The organism is Chryseobacterium sp. OSA05B (genome assembly GCF_019970065.1).
Classification (GTDB): domain Bacteria; phylum Bacteroidota; class Bacteroidia; order Flavobacteriales; family Weeksellaceae; genus Chryseobacterium.
Genome location: NZ_JAHXYH010000004.1, coordinates 431,016 through 455,309 on the forward strand (window position 1 = coordinate 431,016; position 24,294 = coordinate 455,309).

General features: G+C 40.2%; 13 protein-coding genes. 12 read left to right on the forward strand and 1 reads right to left on the reverse strand.

Features of this window, described 5'->3' with window-relative positions:
• Positions 1-217 precede the first annotated feature (217 nt).
• From LC419_RS17695 to LC419_RS17750, 12 genes are all read left to right on the forward strand, one after another.
• Positions 218-1,096, forward strand: coding sequence for an AraC family transcriptional regulator (locus LC419_RS17695; protein ID WP_223608604.1), 879 nt, complete (start codon positions 218-220; stop codon positions 1,094-1,096).
• A 417-nt stretch (positions 1,097-1,513) separates the two neighbouring features.
• The gene (locus LC419_RS17700) at positions 1,514-4,456 is read left to right on the forward strand and encodes a SusC/RagA family TonB-linked outer membrane protein (protein WP_223608605.1); all 2,943 of its coding nucleotides are present in this window, start codon (positions 1,514-1,516) and stop codon (positions 4,454-4,456) included.
• Between the two features lie 11 nt (positions 4,457-4,467).
• Positions 4,468-6,093 (forward strand): SusD/RagB family nutrient-binding outer membrane lipoprotein, encoded by a 1,626-nt coding sequence (locus LC419_RS17705; protein WP_223608606.1) that lies wholly within the window; start codon positions 4,468-4,470, stop codon positions 6,091-6,093.
• Between the two features lie 189 nt (positions 6,094-6,282).
• Positions 6,283-7,569 (forward strand): MFS transporter, encoded by a 1,287-nt coding sequence (locus LC419_RS17710; protein WP_223608607.1) that lies wholly within the window; start codon positions 6,283-6,285, stop codon positions 7,567-7,569.
• A gap of 39 nt (positions 7,570-7,608) precedes the next feature.
• On the forward strand, positions 7,609-8,580 hold the full coding sequence (locus LC419_RS17715) for a glycoside hydrolase family 130 protein (protein WP_223608608.1): 972 nt from the start codon (positions 7,609-7,611) through the stop codon (positions 8,578-8,580).
• 129 nt (positions 8,581-8,709) lie between these two features.
• Complete coding sequence (locus LC419_RS17720) at positions 8,710-10,944, forward strand: GH92 family glycosyl hydrolase (RefSeq protein WP_223608609.1); 2,235 nt, start codon at positions 8,710-8,712, stop codon at positions 10,942-10,944.
• Between the two features lie 29 nt (positions 10,945-10,973).
• The gene (locus tag LC419_RS17725; protein WP_223608610.1) at positions 10,974-12,401 is read left to right on the forward strand and encodes a glycoside hydrolase family 125 protein; all 1,428 of its coding nucleotides are present in this window, start codon (positions 10,974-10,976) and stop codon (positions 12,399-12,401) included.
• Positions 12,402-12,583: 182 nt separating this feature from the next.
• Positions 12,584-14,728: an endo-beta-N-acetylglucosaminidase H gene (locus LC419_RS17730; RefSeq protein ID WP_223608611.1), complete on the forward strand. Its 2,145-nt coding sequence runs from the start codon at positions 12,584-12,586 to the stop codon at positions 14,726-14,728.
• Between the two features lie 59 nt (positions 14,729-14,787).
• Entirely contained in the window at positions 14,788-17,199 is a 2,412-nt protein-coding gene (locus LC419_RS17735; protein ID WP_223608612.1) for an endo-beta-N-acetylglucosaminidase H, read from the forward strand.
• A gap of 194 nt (positions 17,200-17,393) precedes the next feature.
• Positions 17,394-18,257 carry an ROK family protein gene (locus tag LC419_RS17740; protein WP_223608613.1) on the forward strand — a complete coding sequence of 288 codons (864 nt, stop codon included), beginning with the start codon at positions 17,394-17,396 and terminating at the stop codon, positions 18,255-18,257.
• A 17-nt stretch (positions 18,258-18,274) separates the two neighbouring features.
• Positions 18,275-20,545 (forward strand): GH92 family glycosyl hydrolase, encoded by a 2,271-nt coding sequence (locus LC419_RS17745; protein ID WP_223608614.1) that lies wholly within the window; start codon positions 18,275-18,277, stop codon positions 20,543-20,545.
• 49 nt (positions 20,546-20,594) lie between these two features.
• Positions 20,595-21,092, forward strand: a complete 498-nt coding sequence (locus tag LC419_RS17750; protein ID WP_223608615.1) for a phosphoheptose isomerase — start codon at positions 20,595-20,597, stop codon at positions 21,090-21,092.
• 211 nt (positions 21,093-21,303) lie between these two features.
• Here the strand turns inward: LC419_RS17750 and LC419_RS17755 are convergent, their stop codons facing one another.
• Positions 21,304-23,991: a TonB-dependent receptor gene (locus LC419_RS17755; RefSeq protein WP_223608616.1), complete on the reverse strand. Its 2,688-nt coding sequence runs from the start codon at positions 23,989-23,991 to the stop codon at positions 21,304-21,306.
• Positions 23,992-24,294: the final 303 nt, after the last annotated feature.

Consider the following 24,294-nt stretch of genomic DNA (forward strand, 5'->3'; position numbering starts at 1 on the left):
CGGTATTAATAAATAGAAACCTCTTTTCATTATGATCCGATTTTCCAGAATTTATATGATTTTTATTATCTATTATGGATTTTATTTTTCTTTTTCGTGTTGCTTTTTAATTAAAAATAGAAAAAAAATAAAAATTATATATTAGTTGATTGGTTTTTTATCAATTTTGCAAAAACGTAGTGTATTGAATGATAACTTTAATTTCTTCGAAGATTAGATGAGTAAGCTAGAAAATATTTTGAGAGAAATAACCCCATTATCTCCCGAGGACAGTTTTCTTGTGTTTGACCGTATAAAGGCATCTTTCGATTTTCCGTATCATTATCATCCGGAGATCGAGATCAATTTTATCAGCAAGGGAAAGGGATACCGCCGGATGATTGGCGACCATACAGGAGAAATCGGTGACATCGAACTGGTGTTAGTTGGTCCTAATCTCCCACACTGCTGGGCCAACCATAAGTGTAAAAACCGGAAAACACATGAGATCACCGTGCAGTTCAATCAGGATTTTTTTAATCAGTCGATGATGGATAAAAATATTCTGAAACCCATCAGCAACCTTATGAAGGACTCAATACGGGGTATTCTGTTTTCTCAGGAAACGGCAGAAAAGCTGAAAGACTCCTTTTTCAATTTATCCAAAATGAACAGTTTTGAATCATTTATTGAGATCATGAAAATTCTTAATGAGCTGGCTATTGCCGAGGACAAAACAGTTTTATCTTCCTACAGCATTGAGTTGGAAACCTTCGCCGATAATGATAAAATGAAGATCGTTCACGACTTTGTACACAAGAATTTTGAGAGTAAAATAACACTTCATGACGCAGCTTCACTGATCAATATGAGCAGTGTCACATTTAACAGGTTCATCAAAAAAAGAACAGGTAAGACTTTTGTGAATTATCTGAATGAAATCCGGATAAGCTATGCCGCCCGATGGCTTATGGAGAAGAATCTGACAGTTTTTGAGACCGCATTTGAGGCGGGTTTTAATAATATTGCCAATTTCAACAAAGTTTTTAAATCCATTAAAAAAACAACGCCTACAGAGTTTAAAGAACTTTTTAAAGGGGTAAAGAAAATCGAGTAACCCATTTTGAATTAAAGAAATACATGATACATTTTCACCATCCGGATAGTTTTATCCGGATTTTTTTGTTGCATATCAAGATGATTTTAATGGGGAAATGTTAAAAAAATGTTATAATTATTGCTGAAAAAACCTGAAGTGTGAAATCACTTTACAATGCTGCAAATCAGGGTGTAAATGGAACTTTGAAAAATGACCTGAATAAATAATATCGTTTTATGATAAAATAACATTATATCCAGCTGTCAACAAAATTTAGATTTGCTAATATGAATTAAATCTTAACAAAACTTTAATTATTTGATGTGGGTAGAACATAATCTTGCGAAAAGAATAAGATAAATATTGTTTTATCCAGTAAATAACATTTAAAGGGATGTGGTTGATTCTCAAATAAATCTTAATAAAACTAACCTTATGAGAAAAACTGTTATACCGGTTTTATTAGCTATTTCTTTATCTGCCCAAGCACAGGAGACAAAAAAGGCAGATACTGCTAAAACAACCAACATCGAAGAGGTGGTTGTGACCTCTTTGGGGATAAAAAGGCAGGCCCGCTCTTTGACGTACTCCAGCCAGCAGATAGGTGGGGATGAACTGACGGAAGTGAAAACGCCCAATCTTTTAAACTCCATCAATGGAAAGGTTTCCAACGTACAGATAAACAAAACCAATGGGGGCGCCGGAGGATCGGTAAGAGTGGTCATGAGGGGAGATAAATCTACGAGAAACAGCCAGCCACTGTATGTAATTGACGGGATTCCTATCATTAATAATACCGGAACCCAGGGTACGACAGGTCCGAACGTTGATTATTTTGCGTCAATGCCTGATACCGGCGATGTATTAAGTACAATAAACCCTGAAGATATTGAAAGTATCAATTTCTTAAAAGGAGCTTCTGCAGCTGCATTGTATGGTGCTGCCGGAGGAAACGGAGCGGTATTGATCGTTACAAAGACAGGAGCGAAAGGAAAGGGACTTCTTTCATTTACCTCAAGTCTTACGTTTGATAAAGTGTATAATTTGCCCAAATTACAATACAGTTATCTGCAGACAACTCCTTACGACGCGTCTACCGGAACTACCGGATCACAGGACAGCTGGGGAGCTAAAGGAAGTTCAAAAGATCACGTAAAGGATTTCTTTGATACAGGGATAACATGGACGAACGGATTAACCTTCCAGGCAGGAAATGATAAGTCTTCAAGTTTCTTTTCTTTGGGAAATACCACGAATAAAGGGGTGATACCAACTTCTACGTTTGATCAGTATAACCTGAATTTCAGAAACACAAGCAAGTTTTTGGATGACAAACTGGTTTTAGATGCCAATGTAATGGCGTCTTTGCAGGATTCGAAGAACAGACTTACACCAGGAACTTATTTTTCACCGCTTAACAGCTTGTACTGGTTGCCTAGGGGAATTAATTTTGACAATTACAGTGGTGATAATTATACTTATTTTGACCAAACGCGTTACTTACCGGCTCAAAACTGGTGGGCAATAAAGCCTGACGGAGGTTTTAACGGTGAAAATTCTCAGAATCCATACTGGATTCTTAATAGAAATGCAGTCAATACAAAAAATAAAACTTTTTACGGGTCTGCAGCGCTTAGCTATACCATCAACAATTGGCTTGTAGCAAAGGCAAGAGGTAATTATAACTACTTCAACTCTGACAGCCAGCGTAATGTTTCTGTTTTCTCCTTACCGATTGTTCTGGGTGGGAATAATAACGGTAAAATTTATAAAAATACGATTGAAAGAACGTCAACCTACGGGGATTTTATATTGGTGGGTAACCCTAAGATCAATGATAATCTCAGCATGGACTTTACAGTCGGTGGAAGTGTTTCAGATTCTAAAACCACGGTAACCAATATAGAAAACAACAAGCTATTTATCGCGAATCTTTTTGCTTTGAATAATCTGGATTGGGGGAACAGCACAGGAGAAGGAACCTTTGGAAACGGGTTGAATTATACCATTATGAATTACAACCGAAATGATCAGTCCTTCTTTGCCAGTGCCAATTTCGGGTATAAAAAAATGCTTTATTTAGACCTGACTTTCAGAAATGACTGGTCTTCAACATTAGCAGGAGCACCGAACAGATCTTTTGATTACGAATCCGTAGGGGTGAACGGAATCATGAATGAAATTTTTAAACTCCCGGATTTTATCAATTTCTGGAAGTTGAGAACTTCATATGCGACGGTCGGAAATGCATTGGATCCTAACTCTACCTTGCCTCAACCTATCTTTAATGCGGGCGTGGTTACCGGAACTTATACATCATCACCTGTTGATATTCGCCTATACCCTGAACTTACCTCTCTTTTTCCAAAACCGGAAAAAAATAAAAGTTTTGAGGCGGGAACAGAATTCAAATTATTCGGCAATAAGCTAAGTTTTGATTTCACATATTATAACTCCATGACGACAGATCAATATCTGAAGGGAGTAGACGCTACAGGATATTATACCACTACGATTGGAAAGTGGGATATCAATGCGGGCAGAATTCAAAACATAGGTTTCGAATCCAGCTTATCCTATAAAGTATTCAGTGGTGAGAAATTTGGATGGACAGCTACCGTAAATGCTTCGGCCAATAAAAATAAAATCAAGGAAGTATTTCCTTCCGGTTTTTATCCTGATTCGGAAAAATTATTTACTCTTAACGGGGGCGGATTTAATGTGATCAAAAAAGGAGGTTCTTTTGGAGATCTTTATGGAACCGTATTCTTGAGAGATAATCAGGGAAGAATTATTGTGGACGAAAATGGATTGCCTTCAAAAGATCCCAATCAGAGACAGTACCTGGGGAATCCCAATCCTAAATTTATGCTTGGTTTCAGCAGCTCATTTAATGTAGGAAAATTCAATTTAAACTTCCTGATTGACGGTAAATTTGGCGGGAAGGTACTTGGAATGACTCAGGCATTAAATGACAAGTTCGGAGTAAGTCAGGCTACAGCTGATGCCAGAGATGCGGGAGGAGTTGTTATTCCTAATGCAGTGTATGCCAATGGAACACCTTATACAGGGAGTACAGATGCACATGCATACTATAATTTAGTAGGAGGAAGTGATGGAATCAACGAGGCCTATATCTATAACGCCACTACTATCAGATTGAGACAGGCATCTGCGTCATATACTTTAAATGTGAATGCAAAATATTTTAAAGATATAACTTTGAGTGTAATCGGGACAAACCTTTTCTTTTTTTACAAAAAGGCACCATTTGATCCGGAACAGGTATCAGGTGTAAATCCTGGTGGTGTAGGGGTTGATATGTTTGGTATGCCTATTACACGTTCACTTGGTTTTTCATTAAAGGCTAACTTTTAAAAACTCAGAAAATGAATATTAAAATATTAATTACAGTATCTGCATTATTTCTTTCAGTAGCAAGCTGCACCGATGATTTTGCAGACATAGACTCCAAAAGTTCTGAAGGTTTGGGAACGGAACAATTGAATGCCGATTTCTTATTGCTTACTAATCCAATGAAGCAAATGCAGAAAAACATTCAAAGCCCTACCAACTGGATATACCAACTGCAAACCAACCTGAATGCAGATATGTACAGTGGATTATTCAGTACGGCAACACCTTATAATGGCGGAAGAAATAATACCACCTATTTTATGATGGATGGCTGGAATGAAAGGGTGATGATGAATCAGTTGGAAGATGTCAATCAACAGTATAAAAACTTCAAAACCATAGCGGCAAAAAATTATGCAGGGGTGAATTTTTCACATTCTTTAGCCATACTTTCTATCTTAAGAATAGTGGCAGCACAAAAAGTATCGGATGCTCACGGACCTGTTATTTACAGTAAATTCGAATTCCCGAACACCACAACAGGAATCACCGATTTTGATTCTCAGCAGGATGCCTATAATTATTTTGTTACCGATTTAGATGCAGCAATCTCTGCTCTTCAGACGACTATTGGAACAGAAGATAAGGCGGTACTGAAAAAATCAGATCTGCTGTTTGCGGGAAGCTCCTTAAATTGGGCAAAATTAGCCAATTCACTAAAGCTGAGATATGCTTTGCGTATCAGCTATGCCGATCCTGGAAAATCCAGATTGTATGCAGAACAGGCTTTATCATCGTCTGTTGGAATTATAAGTGACAATATGGAAAATGCTCTGGTCAATTATGGGGCTGCATCTCCGCTTAACGATATTATTTATTCTTGGGGAGATTGTAAAATAGGAGCTCCTTTAATGGCATTTATGAACGGATTCAATGATCCAAGAAGATCCGCTTATGCTAAGCCGGCCACCGACCCTACTGTAGCCGGGCAGTATATCGGCGTTAGACAGGGTGTTGATATGGGCGGCAGTAAAGACCGCTATGGCGATTTCTCACAGCCAATTGCAGCAGCTGCAACAGGAGATTATTTTTCAGCAGGCAATGGAAGAAATAAATTGTTCACAGCAGCTGAAGGTTGGTTTCTAAAAGCTGAAGCAGCCATCAGAGGTTATGCAGGAGCCGGTGATGCCGGAACTAATTACAACAAAGGAATTGAAATGTCATTTGCAGAATGGGGAAAAAGCGGATCCTATGCTACTTATGTAGATGATGCAGTTTCTAAAGAAGCCCCGTATATTGATACTAAAAATTCTTCAAACAGTATTTTGGCAGGAAATCCGATGCTGAGTACCATTACCATTAAATGGAACGAAGGTGATTCTTTCGAAAGAAAACTGGAAAGAATCATGACTCAAAAATGGATCGCTATCTATCCGGACGGATCTGAAGCATGGGCAGAACAGAGAAGAACCGGCTATCCGATCATTTTCAAAAATGTATTGAATGACAGCCAGGGGACAATCAGCACGGATGCTATGATCAGAAGAATCCCGATTCCAACCAAATACCGAAATAATACGCTGAATTATGCTCAGGCCCTTCAATATATTGGAGGAACAGACACCGGAGGAACCAAGCTTTGGTGGGATAAAAAGTAATAATTTTAAGCAGATCAAAGATAAAGATATAGAGGCCACTCAAAAGTCAGATTTAATTTGGTTTTTTTTTCATTCCGGAAGGAGAAATTTCTTAAAACATTTGTTTCAGAATTCTTCAATTTTAGTTTCGTTTCAATCCGGAATGACCCTTTTGAGAGGCCCTCTTTGCTTTACTATTTTAATTTGAATATGGGAAACAACAAGTCTGAAACTCGCTCAGTAAAACCGATCCTCTGGATCTCCACATTATATTTTGCAATGGGAATACCCTTTGTGACCATTAATGCGGTTTCCGGAATTATGTACAAGGATATGGGGGTTTCAGATTCCAAAATTACATTCTGGACAGCACTTATTATGTTTTCCTGGACCTTAAAACCTCTCTGGAGCCCTTTTCTGGAGATCTATAAGACAAAAAAGTTCTTTGTTGTTGCGACTCAGTTTGCTATAGGAATTCTGTTTGCTTTGGTTGCCTTAACGCTTCCTCTGCCTGATTTTTTTAAATACAGCATTGCCCTTTTTGCGGTGGTCGCATTTTGTGGAGCTACGCATGACATTGCTGCGGACGGGACCTACATCAATTTTTTAACGAATAAAGAACAGGCAAAATACATTGGCTGGCAGGGAGCTTTCTATAATTTGGCCAAAATCATAAGCAGTGGGGTTCTGGTTTATTTTGCAGGCGTTTTAGAAAAAACAAAAGGAGTTGTCAATGCCTGGATGATCATCATGGGTATTTATGGCCTTCTGTTTTTTTTGTTAGCCATTTACCATTACGCTGTTTTACCGAAAGAAAATAGACAGGAAAAAGAAATCAGAAAAGCAGGAAATGTCCGTAAAGAGCTGTTGGAAGTCATCATCTCTTTCTTTAAAAAGAAAAACATCATGTGGGCCGTATTGTTCATTATCCTGTACCGTTTTGCGGAAGGATTTGCGATAAAAATTGCTCCTTTATTTTTCAAAGCTCCGAGGACGTCAGGCGGATTGGGATTGTCTACATCAGATATTGGACTTATTTATGGAACCTACGGTTCAGCTGCATTTATTTTAGGATCTGTGCTGGCCGGTTATTTCATTGCTGCCAGAGGACTGAAAAGATCTCTGATCTGGCTGTGTTCAGCCTTTAATATTCCATTTGTGGTGTATGCATTACTGGCCTATTTCCAGCCAACAGAACTGCTTACGGTAGGAATTGCCGTGGTGGTGGAATATTTTGGCTATGGATTCGGTTTTGTAGGACTGATGCTCTACATCATGCAGCAGATCGCACCGGGTGAACATAAAACCGCTCACTATGCTTTTGCAACCGGGATTATGAACCTTGGTGTAATGATTCCCGGAATGTTCAGCGGAATGATCAGCGACTGGATAGGATACAAAATGTTCTTTATCTGGGTACTCATCGCTACCATACCGGCTTTTGTAGTGACATTGCTTGTTCCGTTCTCTTATCCTGATCAGCCGAAAGAACACTAAATCATTCATTAAACATACAAATAAAAGTAAAAATACTTTATGACATTTCAACCAGCAAAGATCCCTTGGCAGGATCGTCCGGGAGACAGCCGGGATATCATGTGGCGTTACTCTGCAAATCCGATCATCAACAGATATGCAATACCTACGTCCAACAGCATTTTTAACAGTGCGGTGGTTCCTTTTGAAGATGGGTTCGCGGGAGTTTTCCGTTGCGATAATAAAGCCGTGCAGATGAATATTTTTGCAGGTTTCAGTAAGGATGGGATCAATTGGGAGATCAATCATGATCCTATTGATATGAAAGCCGGAAATACTGAAATGATAGAATCTGACTATAAATACGACCCCCGTGTTGCCTTTATAGAAGACCGGTACTGGATCACATGGTGCAACGGATATCATGGCCCGACTATCGGAATAGCCTATACTTTTGATTTTAAAGAATTCTTTCAGTGTGAAAATGCATTCCTTCCCTTCAACAGAAACGGAGTTCTTTTCCCTGAGAAAATAGATGGTAAATATGCCATGCTGAGCAGACCTAGCGATAACGGGCATACTCCTTTCGGAGATATCTATATCAGCTACAGTCCGGATATGAAATACTGGGGCGAGCACCGTTGCGTAATGAAAGTAGCGCCGTTTGAAGACAGTGCTTGGCAGTGCACAAAGATAGGAGCTGGACCTGTTCCAATTAAAACGGATGAAGGATGGTTACTTTTCTATCATGGAGTCATCAATACCTGCAGGGGGTTCCGCTATTCTATGGGAGCATCGCTGCTGGACCTTGAAGATCCGTCAAAAGTATTGTACAGAACGAAACCTTATCTACTTGCTCCGGCAGAACTGTATGAACTTACGGGAGATATTCCTAATGTAGTTTTCCCGTGTGCTGCCCTTTCAGAAGGAGATAAGGTAACTGTATATTATGGAGCAGCGGATACCGTTGTGGCTATTGCTTTTGGATATATTTCTGAAATTATTGACTTTATGAAAAAGAATTCGCTGTAGGCTGATTCAAAATATAAAAAATATGCCGGTCAACTTTATTTTCCTGCTTGTTGAAATCATTGTTTCGGTTTTTATATTGTTAAATAAACTCCTATCTTGAGAAATTTTTAAGATTTCCCTATTATGATTATGAAAAAAGAACTGCTTATATTTTTATCAATGATCCTGTTTTCTCATGTGGGAAATGCCCAGCAAAGAAAGGATGATGTCCTTTCATGGGTAGATCCTTTCATCGGAACGGGAGGGCACGGCCATACATTTCCCGGAGCGACGACCCCTTTTGGAATGATCCAGCTCAGTCCGGATCAGAATACCAAAAGTGGCGACTGGGACTGGTGTTCTGGGTATCATTACAGCAGTAAAACCATCATGGGATTCAGTCATAATCATCTCAGCGGAACAGGCTGGGCAGATCTTGGAGATATTTTAGTAATGCCCACAGTAGGGAAAATAAAGATGCTTCCGGGTTCGGAAGACAAACCGGAAAGTGGTTACCGTTCTACATTCAGTCACGACAAAGAAACCGCTTCACCGGGATATTATTCCGTGATGTTGGACAGCTACGGAATTAAAGCCGAGCTGACCGCTTCTCCGAGAGTGGGTTTCCATAAATATACTTTCCCAAAGAGTGAGGAATCCAATGTCATCATTGATCCTACTAATAAAATCTTCGGGAATATTTACCATACCCTTGTAAGTGTAGAAGGAAACAATAAAATCAAAGGATATTGCTACAGCAATGGCTGGGGCGGAAAACGTTTTGCTTATTTCGTGATGGAATTTTCAAAGCCGTTTAAATCCTATGGAACTTATTCTGAAGGAAAATTAAAAGAGAACGAAAAAATTGCCCTTGCTAAAGATGCCAAAGCTTTTGTGAGATTTTCAACTGAGGAGAATGAAAGCATTGAAGTAAAAGTTTCCTTATCTCCCGTAAGTACGGAAGGTGCTCAGGAAAACTTTGATGCCGAAGCTAAGAACGTGAATTTTGCACAAGCTAAAGAAACGGCTCAGAATACGTGGAGAGATCTTATCAACAGATTTCAGGTGACCGGCGGTACGGATGACCAGAGAAAAATTTTCTATACCGGAGTGTATCACACATTCATTGCGCCTAATTTGTATATGGATACTAATGGAGATTATGTAGCCGCTCAGGAAAATATGAATACCAAATGGTTTACGAACTACAGTACGTATTCCTACTGGGACGGTTTCAGAGCAACACACCCTTTGCTGACCATTATGGATCAGAAACACACAAAAGAATTTGCCAACTCTCTGATCAGCAGATACACAGACCGTAAAGATCACATGCCTATCTGGGAATTGTGTGGATACGATAACTTCTGTATGCTCGGATACCACAGTGTTTCGGTGATCTGGGACGCTATTTCCAAAGGGGTACCGGGAATTGATCAGGAGAAAGCATTTGCCGCTATGAAAGATGCTTCCTTAACGGACAAAATGAGCAGTAGCGATGGAGGTGGCGGTCTTAATGATTATATCAAATTAGGGTACACACCATCAGAAAACGGAGCTTCAGTTTCTGCAACGCTGGAATATGCGTATGACGATTGGTGCATTCAGCAGCTTGCTGAAAAATTAGGTAAAAAAGAAGAGGCGGAAGTGTATAAAAAACGTTCTATGAGCTTCCTCAACACCTTCAACAAAGAAAATAATCATTTCTGGCCAAAGCAGAAAAACGGAGAATTTTTACCGGATTTTACTTTAAACGACTGGAAAAAACTTCAGCCACACTGGGTGTCCGGAAATATCTGGGCGTATGATTTCTTCGTTCCTCATCAGATCGATGAAATGATGAATTTATACGGAGGAAAAAAAGGATTTGAAGAAAAACTGGACAAAACATTTACCGAAGAACTTAAAATGCTCGGTGAGCAGCACGTGGATATTTCAGGATTCATCGGTTCTCTGGGATTCGGTGATGAGCCGGGACATCATGTTCCTTATCTGTACAACTATGCAGGAGCTCCTTACAAAACCCAGAAAATGGTCAAATTCATAAGGGATAATATGTATGCGGCAAAACCGGACGGAATTGTCAATAATGAAGACTGCGGTCAGATGTCTGCCTGGTATATTTTCTCTTCATTAGGATTCTATCCTGTGACTCCGGGGAAACCAGTATACGCTATTGGTGCACCACAGTTTCCGAAAGTAGCCTTAAAACTGGAGAATGGAAAAACCTTTACGGTAACCGCAGATAAGATCTCGGATAAAAATATCTACGTTCAGAAAATGTTCCTGAACGGAAAAGAATTCAAGAGCTGGGAAATCAATCACAGTGATATTATGAATGGGGGCGAGCTGAAATTTGTAATGGGAAGCAAGCCAGTAAAATAGATCAAACAATAACGAAATATAAAAGTATAATGGAAAGGAGAAAGTTTATAAAGACAAGTGCACTGGCAGGAGCAGGACTGATGTTTACTCAAAATGTTTTCGCAAAAACGTTGAGCACAGAAAATTTTCCTGTAGTCCGCGTTCCGAAAGATAAAAGACATTTTACGAGTGAAGCGGTAGAAAGTGCGATTGAAGCTTTTAAAAAGAAAGTGAAAAATAAAGAGCTGTCGTGGCTATTTGAAAACTGCTTTCCCAATACTTTAGATACCACCGTTTTTTATAAAGAAATTAATGGAACTCCGGACACTTACGTCATTACAGGAGATATAGATGCCATGTGGCTTCGCGACAGTTCTGCACAGGTTTTCCCATACCTGCAGTTCTCAAAGAAGGATGAAAAACTTCACAAGCTGATCTCCGGAGTCATTCACAAACAGACTGAATTCATCCTGAAAGATCCTTATGCCAATGCTTTTTATAATGATAACAATAAAATAAGCAAGTGGAAAGAATACGATCATACGGATATGAAACCCGGCACCCACGAAAGAAAATGGGAGATCGATTCATTATGCTACCCAATCCGTTTGGCTTACCACTTCTGGAAAACTACCGGAGATACAAAACCTTTTGATAACAATTGGTTAAAGGGAATTAAACTGACTTTACAGACTTTCATAGAGCAGCAGAGAAAAACAGGTTTAGGTCCATATCAATTTGAGCGTACAACCGCTTGGGCTACAGACGGAATTCCGATGGGAGGTTATGGTTATCCGACAAAACCTGTAGGATTGATCAACTCTATGTTCCGTCCGAGTGATGATGCTACCATCTATGCTTTCCTTATTCCTTCCAATTTATTTGCGGTCGTGAGTTTACGTCAGGCAGCAGAAATGGTTTCACAAATTAAAAACGAAAAAGCTTTAGCCCAGCAGTTAAATAGCCTGGCTGATGAGGTAGACGCCGCTATCAAGAAATACGGAATCTATGATCACCCTCAATATGGAAAGATTTATGCTTTCGAAACCAATGGATTCGGTAGTTATAATTTAATGGATGATGCCAATTGTCCAAGCCTTTTAGGTCTTCCTTATCTGGGTGCCGTAAAAGCTGACGATCCTGTTTATGTAAATACCAGAAATTATGTCTGGTCACAGGATAATCCGTTCTTTTTCAAAGGAAAACTGGCAGAAGGAATCGGCGGACCGCACATCGGTCTTGATATGATCTGGCCCATGAGCATCATTATGAAAGCCCTTACGACAAAAGACAGAAAGGAAATCAAATGGTGTATAGACACTTTACAGAAAACCCATGGAGGAACAGGCTTTATGCATGAGTCCTTCCATAAAGACAATGATAAAAAGTTTACCCGTGAATGGTTTGCGTGGGCCAATACATTATTCGGAGAACTGTTATGGAAAACCTTTAACGAGAATCAAGATTTACTGACTTAGACTCGATATTTTGCAGAAGGTGGCAGAATGCCCTTTATTCCCGTTTTTTTAGTTGCAGTGTTTTACAAAGAATTCATTGAGGGATAACCTTACGAAATTCTCAGTCCGTAGCTGATCATTTTCTTCTTTTTGAGAGAGAATGAATAGATATAAATACATCAAAATAACTTAAAAAAAACATTATGAAAAAAGCCATTACTACATTGATCTTACTGATCGTTCATGCAATACCTGTATTGAATGCACAGCAGCTTAACCCTACGGGAATATGCTATGTGGAGGTAAACAACAATAATATCCTGAATGCCGGGGCCTATAAGCTGCAGACATCGGGTAATTATCTGTTTAATGTCGTGAATATTTTTGCTGCCAATATCAATTACGATGCTGCCCGGGGAAGAGCTTATCTGAGCAGTAATAACAACGTGACCAAGGTACTCACCAATGCCAACACGTATATAAAACCGCTTCAGGATAAAGGGATGAAAGTGGTTTTAACGATTCTTGGAAATCATCAGGGAGCAGGTTTCTGTAATTTTCCAACCCGTGAAGCAGCCCGCGATTTCGCACAGCAGCTTGCCCATACGGTAAATACTTACGGTCTGGACGGAATTGATTTTGATGATGAATACTCAGATTACGGGCAAAACGGAACAGGTCAGCCCAATGACAGCTCTTTTGTCATGCTTGTTCAGGAATTAAGAGCATTGCTTCCGGATAAAATCATATCATTTTATTATTATGGTCCCGCTGCTTCAAGACTTTCCTGGAACGGATTGAGAGTAGGGGATCATATCAACTACAGCTGGAACGCTACATATGGAACTTTTTCCGCCCCTAATGTTCCTCCTCTTACGAAAGCACAGATCTCTCCTGCAGCAGTCTGGATGGGAAATACTTCTAATGCTACAACAACAAGTTTAGCCAATCAGACTAAAACCGGCGCATACGGACTGTTCCTTTGGTATGATCTTCACGGAACCAATGAAACAGCGCAGCTTTCTGCCGGAACTCAAACGTTATATGGACAGCAGACAGTTTTAAGTACTCCTTTACAATCATGGACGCAGGGAGCCAATTGTGATGCACCCATAGGATTATTTACCAGTAACCTTACCGGAACAAGTGCAAAACTAAACTGGTCTGCCGTAGGAACCAATACCTATGATGTAGATTATAAATTAGCATCAGCTACCACATGGACTAATGCGGCAACGGCTACTGCGACTACATCCGTTACGATATCCGGATTGACTGCTAATTCGGAGTATGACTGGAGGGTCAGAACGAATTGCAGCGTTAAAAGCACCTATATTTTCGCTCCGAGATTCAAAAGTGTGGGCGGAACAGTTCCATCCGGATCAACATCGCTTTCATTAGACGGGACCAGCGAATCCGGCTCAGCTGGGAGTATGAATTTAAGCGGGTCAGCATTATCTTTCGAAGGCTGGATCAAACCTTCATCTTTTAAATCAGGCTTTCCTTATATCTCGTCAATTATGGGAACAGAGGTCAGTACAGGAAATTCTGCTCTTTTACGTTTAGGTGATGCCAGTCTTGCCAATAACAAGCTTCAGTTTGTGATCAGTATCAACAATGTATCACAGAAACTGGCAGGTACTATAGCATTAAATGCCAATACATGGTATCATGTTGCTGCAACGTATGACGGTTCTGCGATGAAACTTTACATTAACGGCGTTCTTGATGCCAGCAGATCTCAAACAGGAAGCATTACTTCCAATGGAACGTTTAGTGTAGGCTACGCATATGATAGTTCACGTAATTTTCAGGGTAAAATAGATGAGTTCCGAGTTTGGAAAAGAGCATTGACCCAGACAGAAATCAGCCAGAAAATGTGTAATGTAACGCTTCCGGCTACTTCTCTTGCTGCCTACTGGAAATTTAATGAAGGAAGTGGTTCAACAGTTCAGGACGGTTCAGGGAACGGAATTACATTAACACTGACAGGGGTGGATGCGTCCAATTGGGGAACAGATCTACCATGTTCGACAGGTATTCAAAAGGCCTCGTCGAATGCAAAAAATAAAAAGAAAGATCTGGAGCAGATAGCCGCCAAAAAGCAGATCAGATTGTACCCGAATCCTTTGGGGTCATCTGCACCGCTTACGGTTTCTGTTCCGGAAGAATACAATAGAGGAAAATTATCGGTTTATAATTTTAATGGAGGTGTTGTAGAAACCCAGGCGTTACAGTCCGGAGATCACCAGTACAATCTGTCGAAACTTTCGATGGGTAATTATATCATTCAGTTTGAATCTCCGGACGGAGGTTTGAAGCAGACAGAAAAACTAATTATAAAATAAAAACAGCAGTCATCGGGCTTCGTCCCGATGATTTTACCGACCATTAAAATGAATAGACTATGAGAAAAAAATCCATTCTTACTGCCCTGATCGCACTGGTCATTCAAGCGGCATCCGGACTTCACGCACAGCAGCTCAATCCTTTGGGCGTATGCTATGTGGAAGTGAATAACAGCAATATGCTGAATGCAGGATCTTATACATTACAGAACACGAACAGACAGCTTTTTGACGTCGCCATTATTTTTGCTGCGAACATCAATTACGATGTTTCCAAAAGCAGAGCTTACATTTCAAGTAATAACAACGTAACCAAGGTGTTGAATGACGTCAATACGTACGTACGACCTTTGCAACAAAAAGGGATTAAAGTTTTGCTGGATATTTTAGGAAACCACCAGGGAGCGGGAATCTCTAATTTACCGAATCGTGAAGCGGCCCGTGATTTTGCCCAGCAGATTGCCCATACCGTTTACACCTATGGTCTTGATGGCGTTGATTTAGATGACGAATATGCAGGCTATGGAAATAACGGGACAGGACAGCCGAACAACAGTTCTTTTGTTATGCTCTTGCAGGAACTTAAATTAGCCATGCCGGATAAGCTGATCACGTTTTATTACATTGGCCCGGCGATATCAAGACAAAGTTACAATGGCGATGCAGCCGGAAATTATATCAATTATGCCTGGAACCCGTATTATGGAACGTATAGTGCTCCTTCAGTACCGCCACTTAATAACACCAAGCTTTCAGCGGCGGCGACCTGGATACAGAACAGTAATCCGCAGTCAACTTCTCCGGCTACACTTACGACGCTTGCCACCAATACAATGAATGATAACTATGGAGTGTTTATGTGGTATGATCTTAATGCGGCTAACAACGCCAGCTACCTGAGTACCGGATCCAATATTCTATACAATGAAAATACAGTCCTTAGCGGCCAGCTTTATTCCTGGACTCAGGGAGATACCTGCAATCCGCCATTAGGCCTTGAAGTGACGAATACCACAGGAACTTCAGCGAAATTAAACTGGGCAGGGAATGCTTCCCAAACCTACAATATTGATTACAAGCCAGCAAATTCAACTACTTGGGTGAATGCAGCCACCAATCTGTCAGGAAATAATACCATCATCAGTAATCTTACCCTGAATACTGAATATGACTGGAGAATACAGTCGAATTGTTCTACCACCATAAAAAGTACTTACCTTTTTGCGCCCCGTTTTAATTCCGGGAGTGCATGCGGAACTCCATCAGGAATGAAGTCAGAAAGCTATCTGGGAACTACGACTAAATTATCATGGGATGCAGTAGCCACTGCTTCTTCTTACAATTTACAGTATAAAACATCCGCAGCAGCAACCTGGACAGATGTTCCAAATATAGCAACGAATTCTTATACACTACCGGCTTTAACGGAAAACACAAATTATGTATGGAAAGTACAGGCTGTGTGCGGTGGAACAAATAACAGCGTATATTCGGGAGAATCAGCGTTCAACAGTGGATTCGCACCCGTACAGAGCCCTGGTGCCAGATCACTATCATTCAATGGAAGTACTCATTATCTGAATGCAGGACAGTTTAACCTTACCGGAAATGCCTTAACTTTCGAAGGATGGGTAAAAGTAAATGCATTCAAAACGGGATTTCCTTATATCTCATCGGTAATGGGAATCGAAGTGGGAGACAGTAACTCTGCAATCCTTAGGTTCGGAGATGCGACGCTTGCCAATAATAAGCTGCAGTTCATATTAAGCTTCGGATCTTCTCAGATAAAATTGAATTCTGTGACTACATTCAGCACCAATACATGGTATCACATCGCGGCTACTTATGACGGCTCTGCAATGAAGATCTATGTCAATGGTGTTTTGGATGCAAGTGTTTCCGCGTCCGGTAATTTCACAGCAAACGGCATTCTTTATCTGGCCAGAAATTATGAGAATGCCAGAACCCTTAATGGATTCTTAGACGAATTCAGAGTGTGGAAAAGAGCATTAACTCCAACAGAACTTCTTGCCAACAACTGCAGCGTTCCGGCCAACTCGCCGAATCTTGAAGCGAACTGGAGAATGAATGAGGGCAGCGGAAACGGAGCTCTGGATGCTACCGCAAACACGCACTTTGCCACGCTGATCGGGATGTCCAATACCAACTGGAGAACAGATGTAGCCTGTACTGCTCTGTCAACACAGGATATTTCTTCGGAAAAAAATCAGATAGGTTATGTGTATCCAAATCCGGTTAAAAAAGGAAATGATATCCATTTTACCATCAAAGACAAGTCTGCCAGCGAAATCACATTGTATGATATGGCAGGAAAATTAATAATCAATAAAAAAATAGATAAAAATGATATGGTGATCAGCAGCCAGAATTTATCTGCGGGAACCTATATCTATACCATACATTCAAAAGACAGCAAGACACAGTCTTCCGGAAAAGTGATTGTAGAATAAAAAAGTAATCCTCATTAGGCAAATAAAAAGTAAAAATAAATTAGGGGATTTTATTATGGGCAGACAGGGAGCCAACCGGCTTTCTTGTCTGTCTGTTTTAATAGAAAAAAAGAGTTTATATCTTAGAATGATGCTCGTCTGATATCTGATGTCTGACATCTAGTGTCTGACTAAAGAAAAAAAATCATAGAATAATGCAAAATATAGTAGGAATAGACATTGGCGGTTCGCATATTACCATGGCGCAGGTAGATCCAGAGAAGCGCGAAATCATCAGTTCTACATATGTGAGAGAACATGTGGATTCTTTCGGGCCAAAGGAAAATATTTTTTCTGCCTGGATCTCTGCCATTGAAAAAGTGACCCATGATTTGGTTAAAAGTGAACTTCTTATCGGTATAGCCATGCCCGGTCCTTTTAATTATGAAAACGGGATCTCACTGATGCAGCAGGGGAAATTTATCGACATGTATCAGGTTAATATTAAACAGGAACTGATCGAAAGACTTTCCATTTCAGCCGATCAGATTTATTTTGTGAATGATGCCGGAGCTTTTCTCGAAGGAGAAGTTTTTGGTGGCTGTGTACGGGAGTATAGCAGAATTTTTGGAGTTACCCTGGGAACAGGCTTGGGGACGGCTTTTTATGATGGAAAAGTAGCGTCAGATGAAGATTTGTGGGATTCACCTTTCAAAGATTCTATCTGTGAAGATTATCTCGCCACACGTTGGTTCGTTAATCATTATAAAGCTCTAACCGGCGGAGAAATATCAGGAACGAAAGACCTGCTGGATCAACCAGAAGACATACAGACGAAAATGTTTGATGAGTATGCAGATTCTTTCGCAGAATTTATTGTACAATATGTCAGAAACTATGATCCTGAAGTTTTAGTCATAGGCGGAAATATTGCAAAAGTTTATCCTTACTTTAAAAAGAGGTTAAATCAACATCTGGAAGCACAAAAAATCAATCTTCCTATTAAAATTTCCGCTATTTTTGAAGATGCGGCCATTCTGGGTGCTGCAGGGTATGCTTTGAAGAAAAGCAACAGATAAATTAACAAAATGATATCATGAAGTCTTTATTTTCAACTTTTTTTATTGTACTCAATATCTTTGCGCTGGGGCAGGGAATATCGCCTGCGGATTATGTCAATCCTTTAATGGGAACCCAATCCAAGCCGTCGCTGTCCAACGGGAATACCTATCCTGCTATAGGACTTCCGTGGGGAATGAACCTCTGGACGCCACAAACAGGGAAAATGGGTGACGGATGGGCATATACCTATGATGCGGATAAAATCAAAGGCTTTAAGCAGACCCACCAACCATCTCCATGGATGAATGATTACGGGGCTTTTGCCATCATGCCTGGAGTGGGTAAACTAAAATTTAAGGAGGAAGAACGTGCAAGCTGGTTCAGCCATAAAGCCGAGAATGCAAAACCTTACAGCTACAGCGTTTATCTGGCTGATATCAATGTGACGACAGAGCTTACTCCAACAGAAAGAGCTGCTTTTTTCAAATTTGATTTCCCTAAAACAGACAGCGCATATGTGGTGATTGATGCTTTAAACAAAGGATCCTACATTAAAATCCTACCAAAAGAAAGAAAAATCCTGGGGTACACCACAAAGTATTCCAGAGGGAAATACAGTAATTTCAAAAACTATTTTGTGATCCAGTTTGACAAGGATTTTGATTTAACGACGACCTGGAAAGACAGCGTTTTTGTGAAAAATCAGTTGGAAATTACAAGCGATCACGCAGGAGCAATCGTTGGATTTAAACTAAAAAATAAAGAAAGCGTTTATGCAAGAACGGCCTCTTCATTCATCAGTTTCGAGCAGGCAGAGCTCAATCTGAAAAGAGAAATCGCAGGCAGAAATTTTGAACAGGTAAAAGCAGATGCTAAAAATATCTGGGACAAAACCTTAGGCAGAATAGAAGTGAAAGGCGGAACAGATCAGCAGATGAGAACATTTTATTCCTCTCTGTACAGAACATTGTTCTTCCCTCAGAAACTCTACGAGATCGATGCTGAGAACAAAGTAAAACACTGGAGCCCTTACAACGGAAAAATCCTGGATGGGAAAATGTTTGCAGGAACAGGCTTCTGGGATACTTTCAGAGCTTTGTATCCTTTCCTTAATCTGGTCTATCCAAGCATCAATGTAGAAATGCAGGAAGGTTTGGCCAATACATTCAAGGAGGGAGGATTTCTTCCGGAGTGGAGCAGTCCGGGATATTCTGACATTATGATCGGAAACAATTCAGCTTCTGTAGTGGCAGATGCATACATCAAAGGGCTTCGCGGATATGATGTGGAAACCCTTTGGCAGGCCGTAAAACATGGAGCCAATAACGAGGGCCCGATTGACGCTGTCGGCCGAAGAGGAGTAGAATATTATAATACTTTAGGCTACGTTCCTTACGATGTCAAGATCAATGAAAATGCAGCCAGAACTTTAGAATATGCTTACGACGATTTTGCCATTTATCAGTTAGGAAAAGCATTAGGAAAACCGGCTTCGGAAATTGATATTTATAAAAAAAGAGCAGATAATTATAAAAATGTATTTGATCCGGAAACGGGCTTGATGCGTGGTAAAAACAAAGACGGAAAATTCCAGTCGCCATTCAATCCGTTTAAATGGGGCGATGCCTTTACAGAAGGAAACAGCTGGCATTATACCTGGTCGGTTTTCCAGGATATTGACGGTTTATCTAAATTAATGGGTGGCAAAAAGAAATTCGAAGCCAAGCTTGATGAGGTATTCTCCCTTCCGCCTGTGTTTGACGACAGTTATTATGGAAGCGTCATCCACGAGATCCGTGAAATGCAGATCATGAATATGGGACAGTATGCCCACGGAAACCAGCCGATTCAGCATATGATCTATCTGTACAACTATGCCGGAGCGCCGTACAAAACGCAGTACTGGACAAGACAGGTGATGGATAAGCTTTATTATGCAACACCGGACGGGTATTGCGGTGATGAAGATAACGGACAGACTTCCGCATGGTATGTATTCTCAGCCTTAGGATTTTATCCGGTAACGCCGGCCACAGATCAGTATGTTTTGGGAGCGCCGCTTTTCAAAGAAGCCGTGATTCATCTGGAAAATGGTAAGAAAATTGAAATAAAAGCACCAGCCAACAGTGCTGAAAATCTATACGTTAAATCATTAAACGTAAATCTTCGGTCTTATTCAAAAAACTGGCTCAGTCACAAAGAACTGATGAACGGAGCCGTACTGGACTTCCAGATGGATAGCAAGCCGAATAAAGAAAGAGGCTCACAGGAAAGAGATTTTCCATACTCCATGTCGAAGGAATAATGATCAACAAACTTTATATTTGAAAATAATTTTAGAACACGAATAAATTATGAGTGCAGAGAAAACAGAAATATTCGATAAGGTAGCAAAAATGCTGGAAACCCAGGGTTTTACTATTGCGGCAAAAGATGATGCAAGACCGTGGGGTGGCTTTTTTGTGATCGATGAAAATCAGGCTCAGGATTTTGCCAATCAGTATTTTGACGGAATCGATGTAGAAAGTCTGAAAATAGGCGGAAAACTGAGTCCTAAAATCTTAGTGGTTGCCCCGAATGCCCGTTTAAGCTGGCAGTACCATCACCGCAGAGCTGAAATCTGGCAGGTAGTGGAAGGTACGGTTGGAATTAAAACCAGCAAAACCGATGAAGAAGGCGACTTGAAAGAATACCATCCAACAGATCAGATCAAGCTTCAGCAGGGTGAAAGACACAGACTGATAGGACTTGAGGGTTGGGGTGTAGTCGCTGAAATCTGGCAGCATACCGATGCTTCCAATCCGTCGGATGAAGATGATATTGTAAGAGTACAGGACGACTTCGGAAGATAATCTTCTATGATATAAAAAGTAAACCCAGCATCGATTCGATGCTGGGTTTTGTTTTATGTTGTGGGGGAATATAAACTTTATAGGTTTGTTAGCTAGTTTGTTTGTAATCAGTTTGTAGCCTCCTTCATCAAATCAACTTGTTGATTCCTCCTTTGCTACACTCAAATCTACATTACAAAAAATCAGCTTTGCGTTTAAAAAAAACGAATAACTAGAAAGTCACATCAAGACCCACATAAAAATTAGCCTTCATAATAGGCGCATACACCATCCCGCCATCAAAATAATTTCCAAAAGGATTTCTGAAATCAACAATGGCATTTTTCTGATAGTAAGACGTAAGGTTTTCGCCACCCAAATAAGCTCTTATTTTTTTATTAAAGTTCCTTGAAATCTGTGCGTTCAGTACGGCATAAGAATCAGAATATACCGGTAACTGGAATTCAGCAGGATTGGTTGACGTGTCCGGAAGTCTCTGTTTTCCTACCCAGTTCAGGGTCGTATCAAAACTCCAGAATCCTCCATTATTATTTTTATTCGTTGCATAGGCAAGATTCACAAAACCTCTGTGCTTGGCCATGAAAGGAACTTCTCTTCTGCCATCGATATAATCTGCCTGAACATCGTAATATTTATAAGCCAATCTCACATCAAAGTTCTTTAAAGGCGTAAAATCCCATTGCGTCTGAAAAGAATTTGCAAAAGATTTCCCTTCCAGATTATAGAAAGTCAGCTGTTGTGGAGAACGATCAAGATCAACAAGCACCTGATCCTGGAAATCTGTTCTGAAAAAGTCTGCAACAATAGAAGATTTTCTTCCGAAAAGTTTGAATTCCTGCTGTAAGCTGGCTCCATAGTTCCACGCAATTTCAGGTCTTAATCCGTAAATATTTCCACCGTTCTGAAGAATCTGAATACTTCTGTTCGAGGCAAAATACTGTTGGTTTTCTGCAAAAACATTAGCCGTTCTGAATCCTCTTCCCGCAGAAAGTCTTAAGATGGTCTGAGGCGTGAAATCATATTTGAAATTAAGTCTTGGTGTAAACTGAGTACCTGCAAGATTATGAAAATCTGCTCTGGCTCCAGCAACTAAAGTATATTTTAATCCTGTTAAAGTATACTCTGCAAAAATTCCGGGAACGATTTCATTTCTCTTCATGTCATCCTTTAAATACGTTTCCTCGTAGCCGTCATACAAAAAGCTGGCTCCGGCTTTATACTTGTGATTCGTATTTCCGATGATGCTTTCAAAGATTAAATTTGAATAATAGGTATGTTGCTTCCCGGCATAATTTCTCAGTCCGAAAAAGCTGTCCTGCTGGTGATAGACATACTGGTTCATCCAGCCTAAACTCTGGTAAGGCTTTCCTTTAAATACATATCCTGTTTTATTCCAAACCTGAAATCTGGAAATATCAATTCCGACACCATAGGCACCCTGCTCGTCCTGAGGAAGCTTTTTATCAAATCCGATCTGTCCGGCTGTTCTCTCATCCTTGATGAAATTAATTCCAAAATGAGATCCGAATCCTGATTTTTCAAGATCATTATAATTAAGGAGATACGCTGCGTTGATTTGTGTTCCTTTCGGTCTGTCCAGGAAAGTATCGTGATTCATATCCGTATCTCCGAAAGTTCCGTTTCCGTGCAGTAAAAAGGTCTGAGACCATTTATCGTTAATAGGAGAGACGCTTGTGATATTGGCTTCAGCTCTTCCGTTGAAGTCAGCGAAAATATTTAATGAAGTTTCAGGTTCTTTAGCATTTTTTAAAAGTTCAGTATTGATCTGCCCTGTGATGCTTTCGTAGCCGTTTGTTACCGTACTTCCGCCTTTTGTCAGCTGAATGCTTTCAATCCATCTTCCGGGAATGAAATTCAGTCCATAGGCTGAAGCAAGACCTCTAATCTCCGGTAAAAGCTCCTTCGTTAAACTGGTGTATTTCTGATCCAGCCCCAGCATTTTCAGCTGTTTGGTTCCTGTAACGGCATTACTGAAAGAAACATCTACTGTGGCGTTGGTTTCAAAACTTTCCGACAGATTACAGCAAGCTGCTTTTAGTAATTCCTTCTTATCGATATTAAAGACAAGACCTGCTTCTTTTTTGCTTAATGCAGTCGCTGCTTTTGACCCGGTAATGGTAACGCCCTCAATGTTTTTTTCAGACGGTTGATGATCTTCGGTCTGAGCAGCTGCCTGATGTTCTTTGTGATCGTCCTGCTTTGTTCCTTCTTCGAAATGAACATTCGGGTTTGCTTCTCCAAGAGGAATATCTCTGTCATACAGACAACATCCCGGAAGGTTTTTGTAAACGGCATCCGTTGTTTTGTATTTTTCATTGTCATGACCAGCATCGGCAATAGCTTTCAGAACCTTATCTGATGAGGTTTTTGAAGGGTCAAAATGTAGAGTGACCGTCTGCTTTTCTGCGCTCCATTCTGCTGAATCTGCACCGGCTGTTTTGGCTGCTTTTTCGATTCTGGCTTTACAGGAAGCACAATTTCCTTTTACATAAAACTCATTTTCGTTTTTAGCATGCTGATGATGAGTTTCTGTGGGAGAAGGTTGCAGATCCCTTTCATAATGACAACATCCCGGAAGACCTGTATAAGCATTGTCCGGTGATTTGAATTTTTCATTGTCGTGACCGGCATCGGCTACTTTCTTTAGGATTTCATCTGCAGAAACTTTACCGTCGGTTTCTAGAGTTAGAGTTTGCAGATCTATTGAATAAACAGCGGTTTTGGCGCCTGCTTTTTTGGCAGCAGTTTCTATTCTGGTCTGGCACATCTCGCAGTTTCCTTTGACTTTGAAGTGGCTTTTTGGTGGGTTTTGTGCTGATATAAAGTGTACAGACAGGATCATTAGACCAAGAATAAACTTGGAAATATATAATTTCATTTTGTTTAAAAGTTTTGATTAATTATAAACGGTCCATTAAAATACTTAACGGACTCACTGTTTGGGAATTAACCTATCTTGGGCGGTTGCCAGATCTCTTTTAAACGGTCTGATAAATGAGGCGGTGAATATTGGAACTGAGGATTCTTATTGGCTTTGTAATAAGACAGTTCGAAATGTAAGCCTTTAGAAAACGGTGTTTCTATATACGTATAGCATGCAACGCACGTTGAACAGCAGTCATCATTGCATGAGGACTTTGTATCACGGTCTTTACTATCTTTTGAAGTGTGATTTTTGCAG

Bases quoted from the DNA above. Each gene is read 5' to 3' on its own strand.
- LC419_RS17695 (WP_223608604.1), top strand. From the start codon at position 218: ATGAGTAAGCTAGAAAATATTTTGAGAGAAATAACCCCATTATCTCCC.
- LC419_RS17700 (WP_223608605.1), top strand. From the start codon at position 1,514: ATGAGAAAAACTGTTATACCGGTTTTATTAGCTATTTCTTTATCTGCC.
- LC419_RS17705 (WP_223608606.1), top strand. From the start codon at position 4,468: ATGAATATTAAAATATTAATTACAGTATCTGCATTATTTCTTTCAGTA.
- LC419_RS17710 (WP_223608607.1), top strand. From the start codon at position 6,283: ATGGGAAACAACAAGTCTGAAACTCGCTCAGTAAAACCGATCCTCTGG.
- LC419_RS17715 (WP_223608608.1), top strand. From the start codon at position 7,609: ATGACATTTCAACCAGCAAAGATCCCTTGGCAGGATCGTCCGGGAGAC.
- LC419_RS17720 (WP_223608609.1), top strand. From the start codon at position 8,710: ATGAAAAAAGAACTGCTTATATTTTTATCAATGATCCTGTTTTCTCAT.
- LC419_RS17725 (WP_223608610.1), top strand. From the start codon at position 10,974: ATGGAAAGGAGAAAGTTTATAAAGACAAGTGCACTGGCAGGAGCAGGA.
- LC419_RS17730 (WP_223608611.1), top strand. From the start codon at position 12,584: ATGAAAAAAGCCATTACTACATTGATCTTACTGATCGTTCATGCAATA.
- LC419_RS17735 (WP_223608612.1), top strand. From the start codon at position 14,788: ATGAGAAAAAAATCCATTCTTACTGCCCTGATCGCACTGGTCATTCAA.
- LC419_RS17740 (WP_223608613.1), top strand. From the start codon at position 17,394: ATGCAAAATATAGTAGGAATAGACATTGGCGGTTCGCATATTACCATG.
- LC419_RS17745 (WP_223608614.1), top strand. From the start codon at position 18,275: ATGAAGTCTTTATTTTCAACTTTTTTTATTGTACTCAATATCTTTGCG.
- LC419_RS17750 (WP_223608615.1), top strand. From the start codon at position 20,595: ATGAGTGCAGAGAAAACAGAAATATTCGATAAGGTAGCAAAAATGCTG.
- LC419_RS17755 (WP_223608616.1), bottom strand. From the start codon at position 23,991: ATGAAATTATATATTTCCAAGTTTATTCTTGGTCTAATGATCCTGTCT.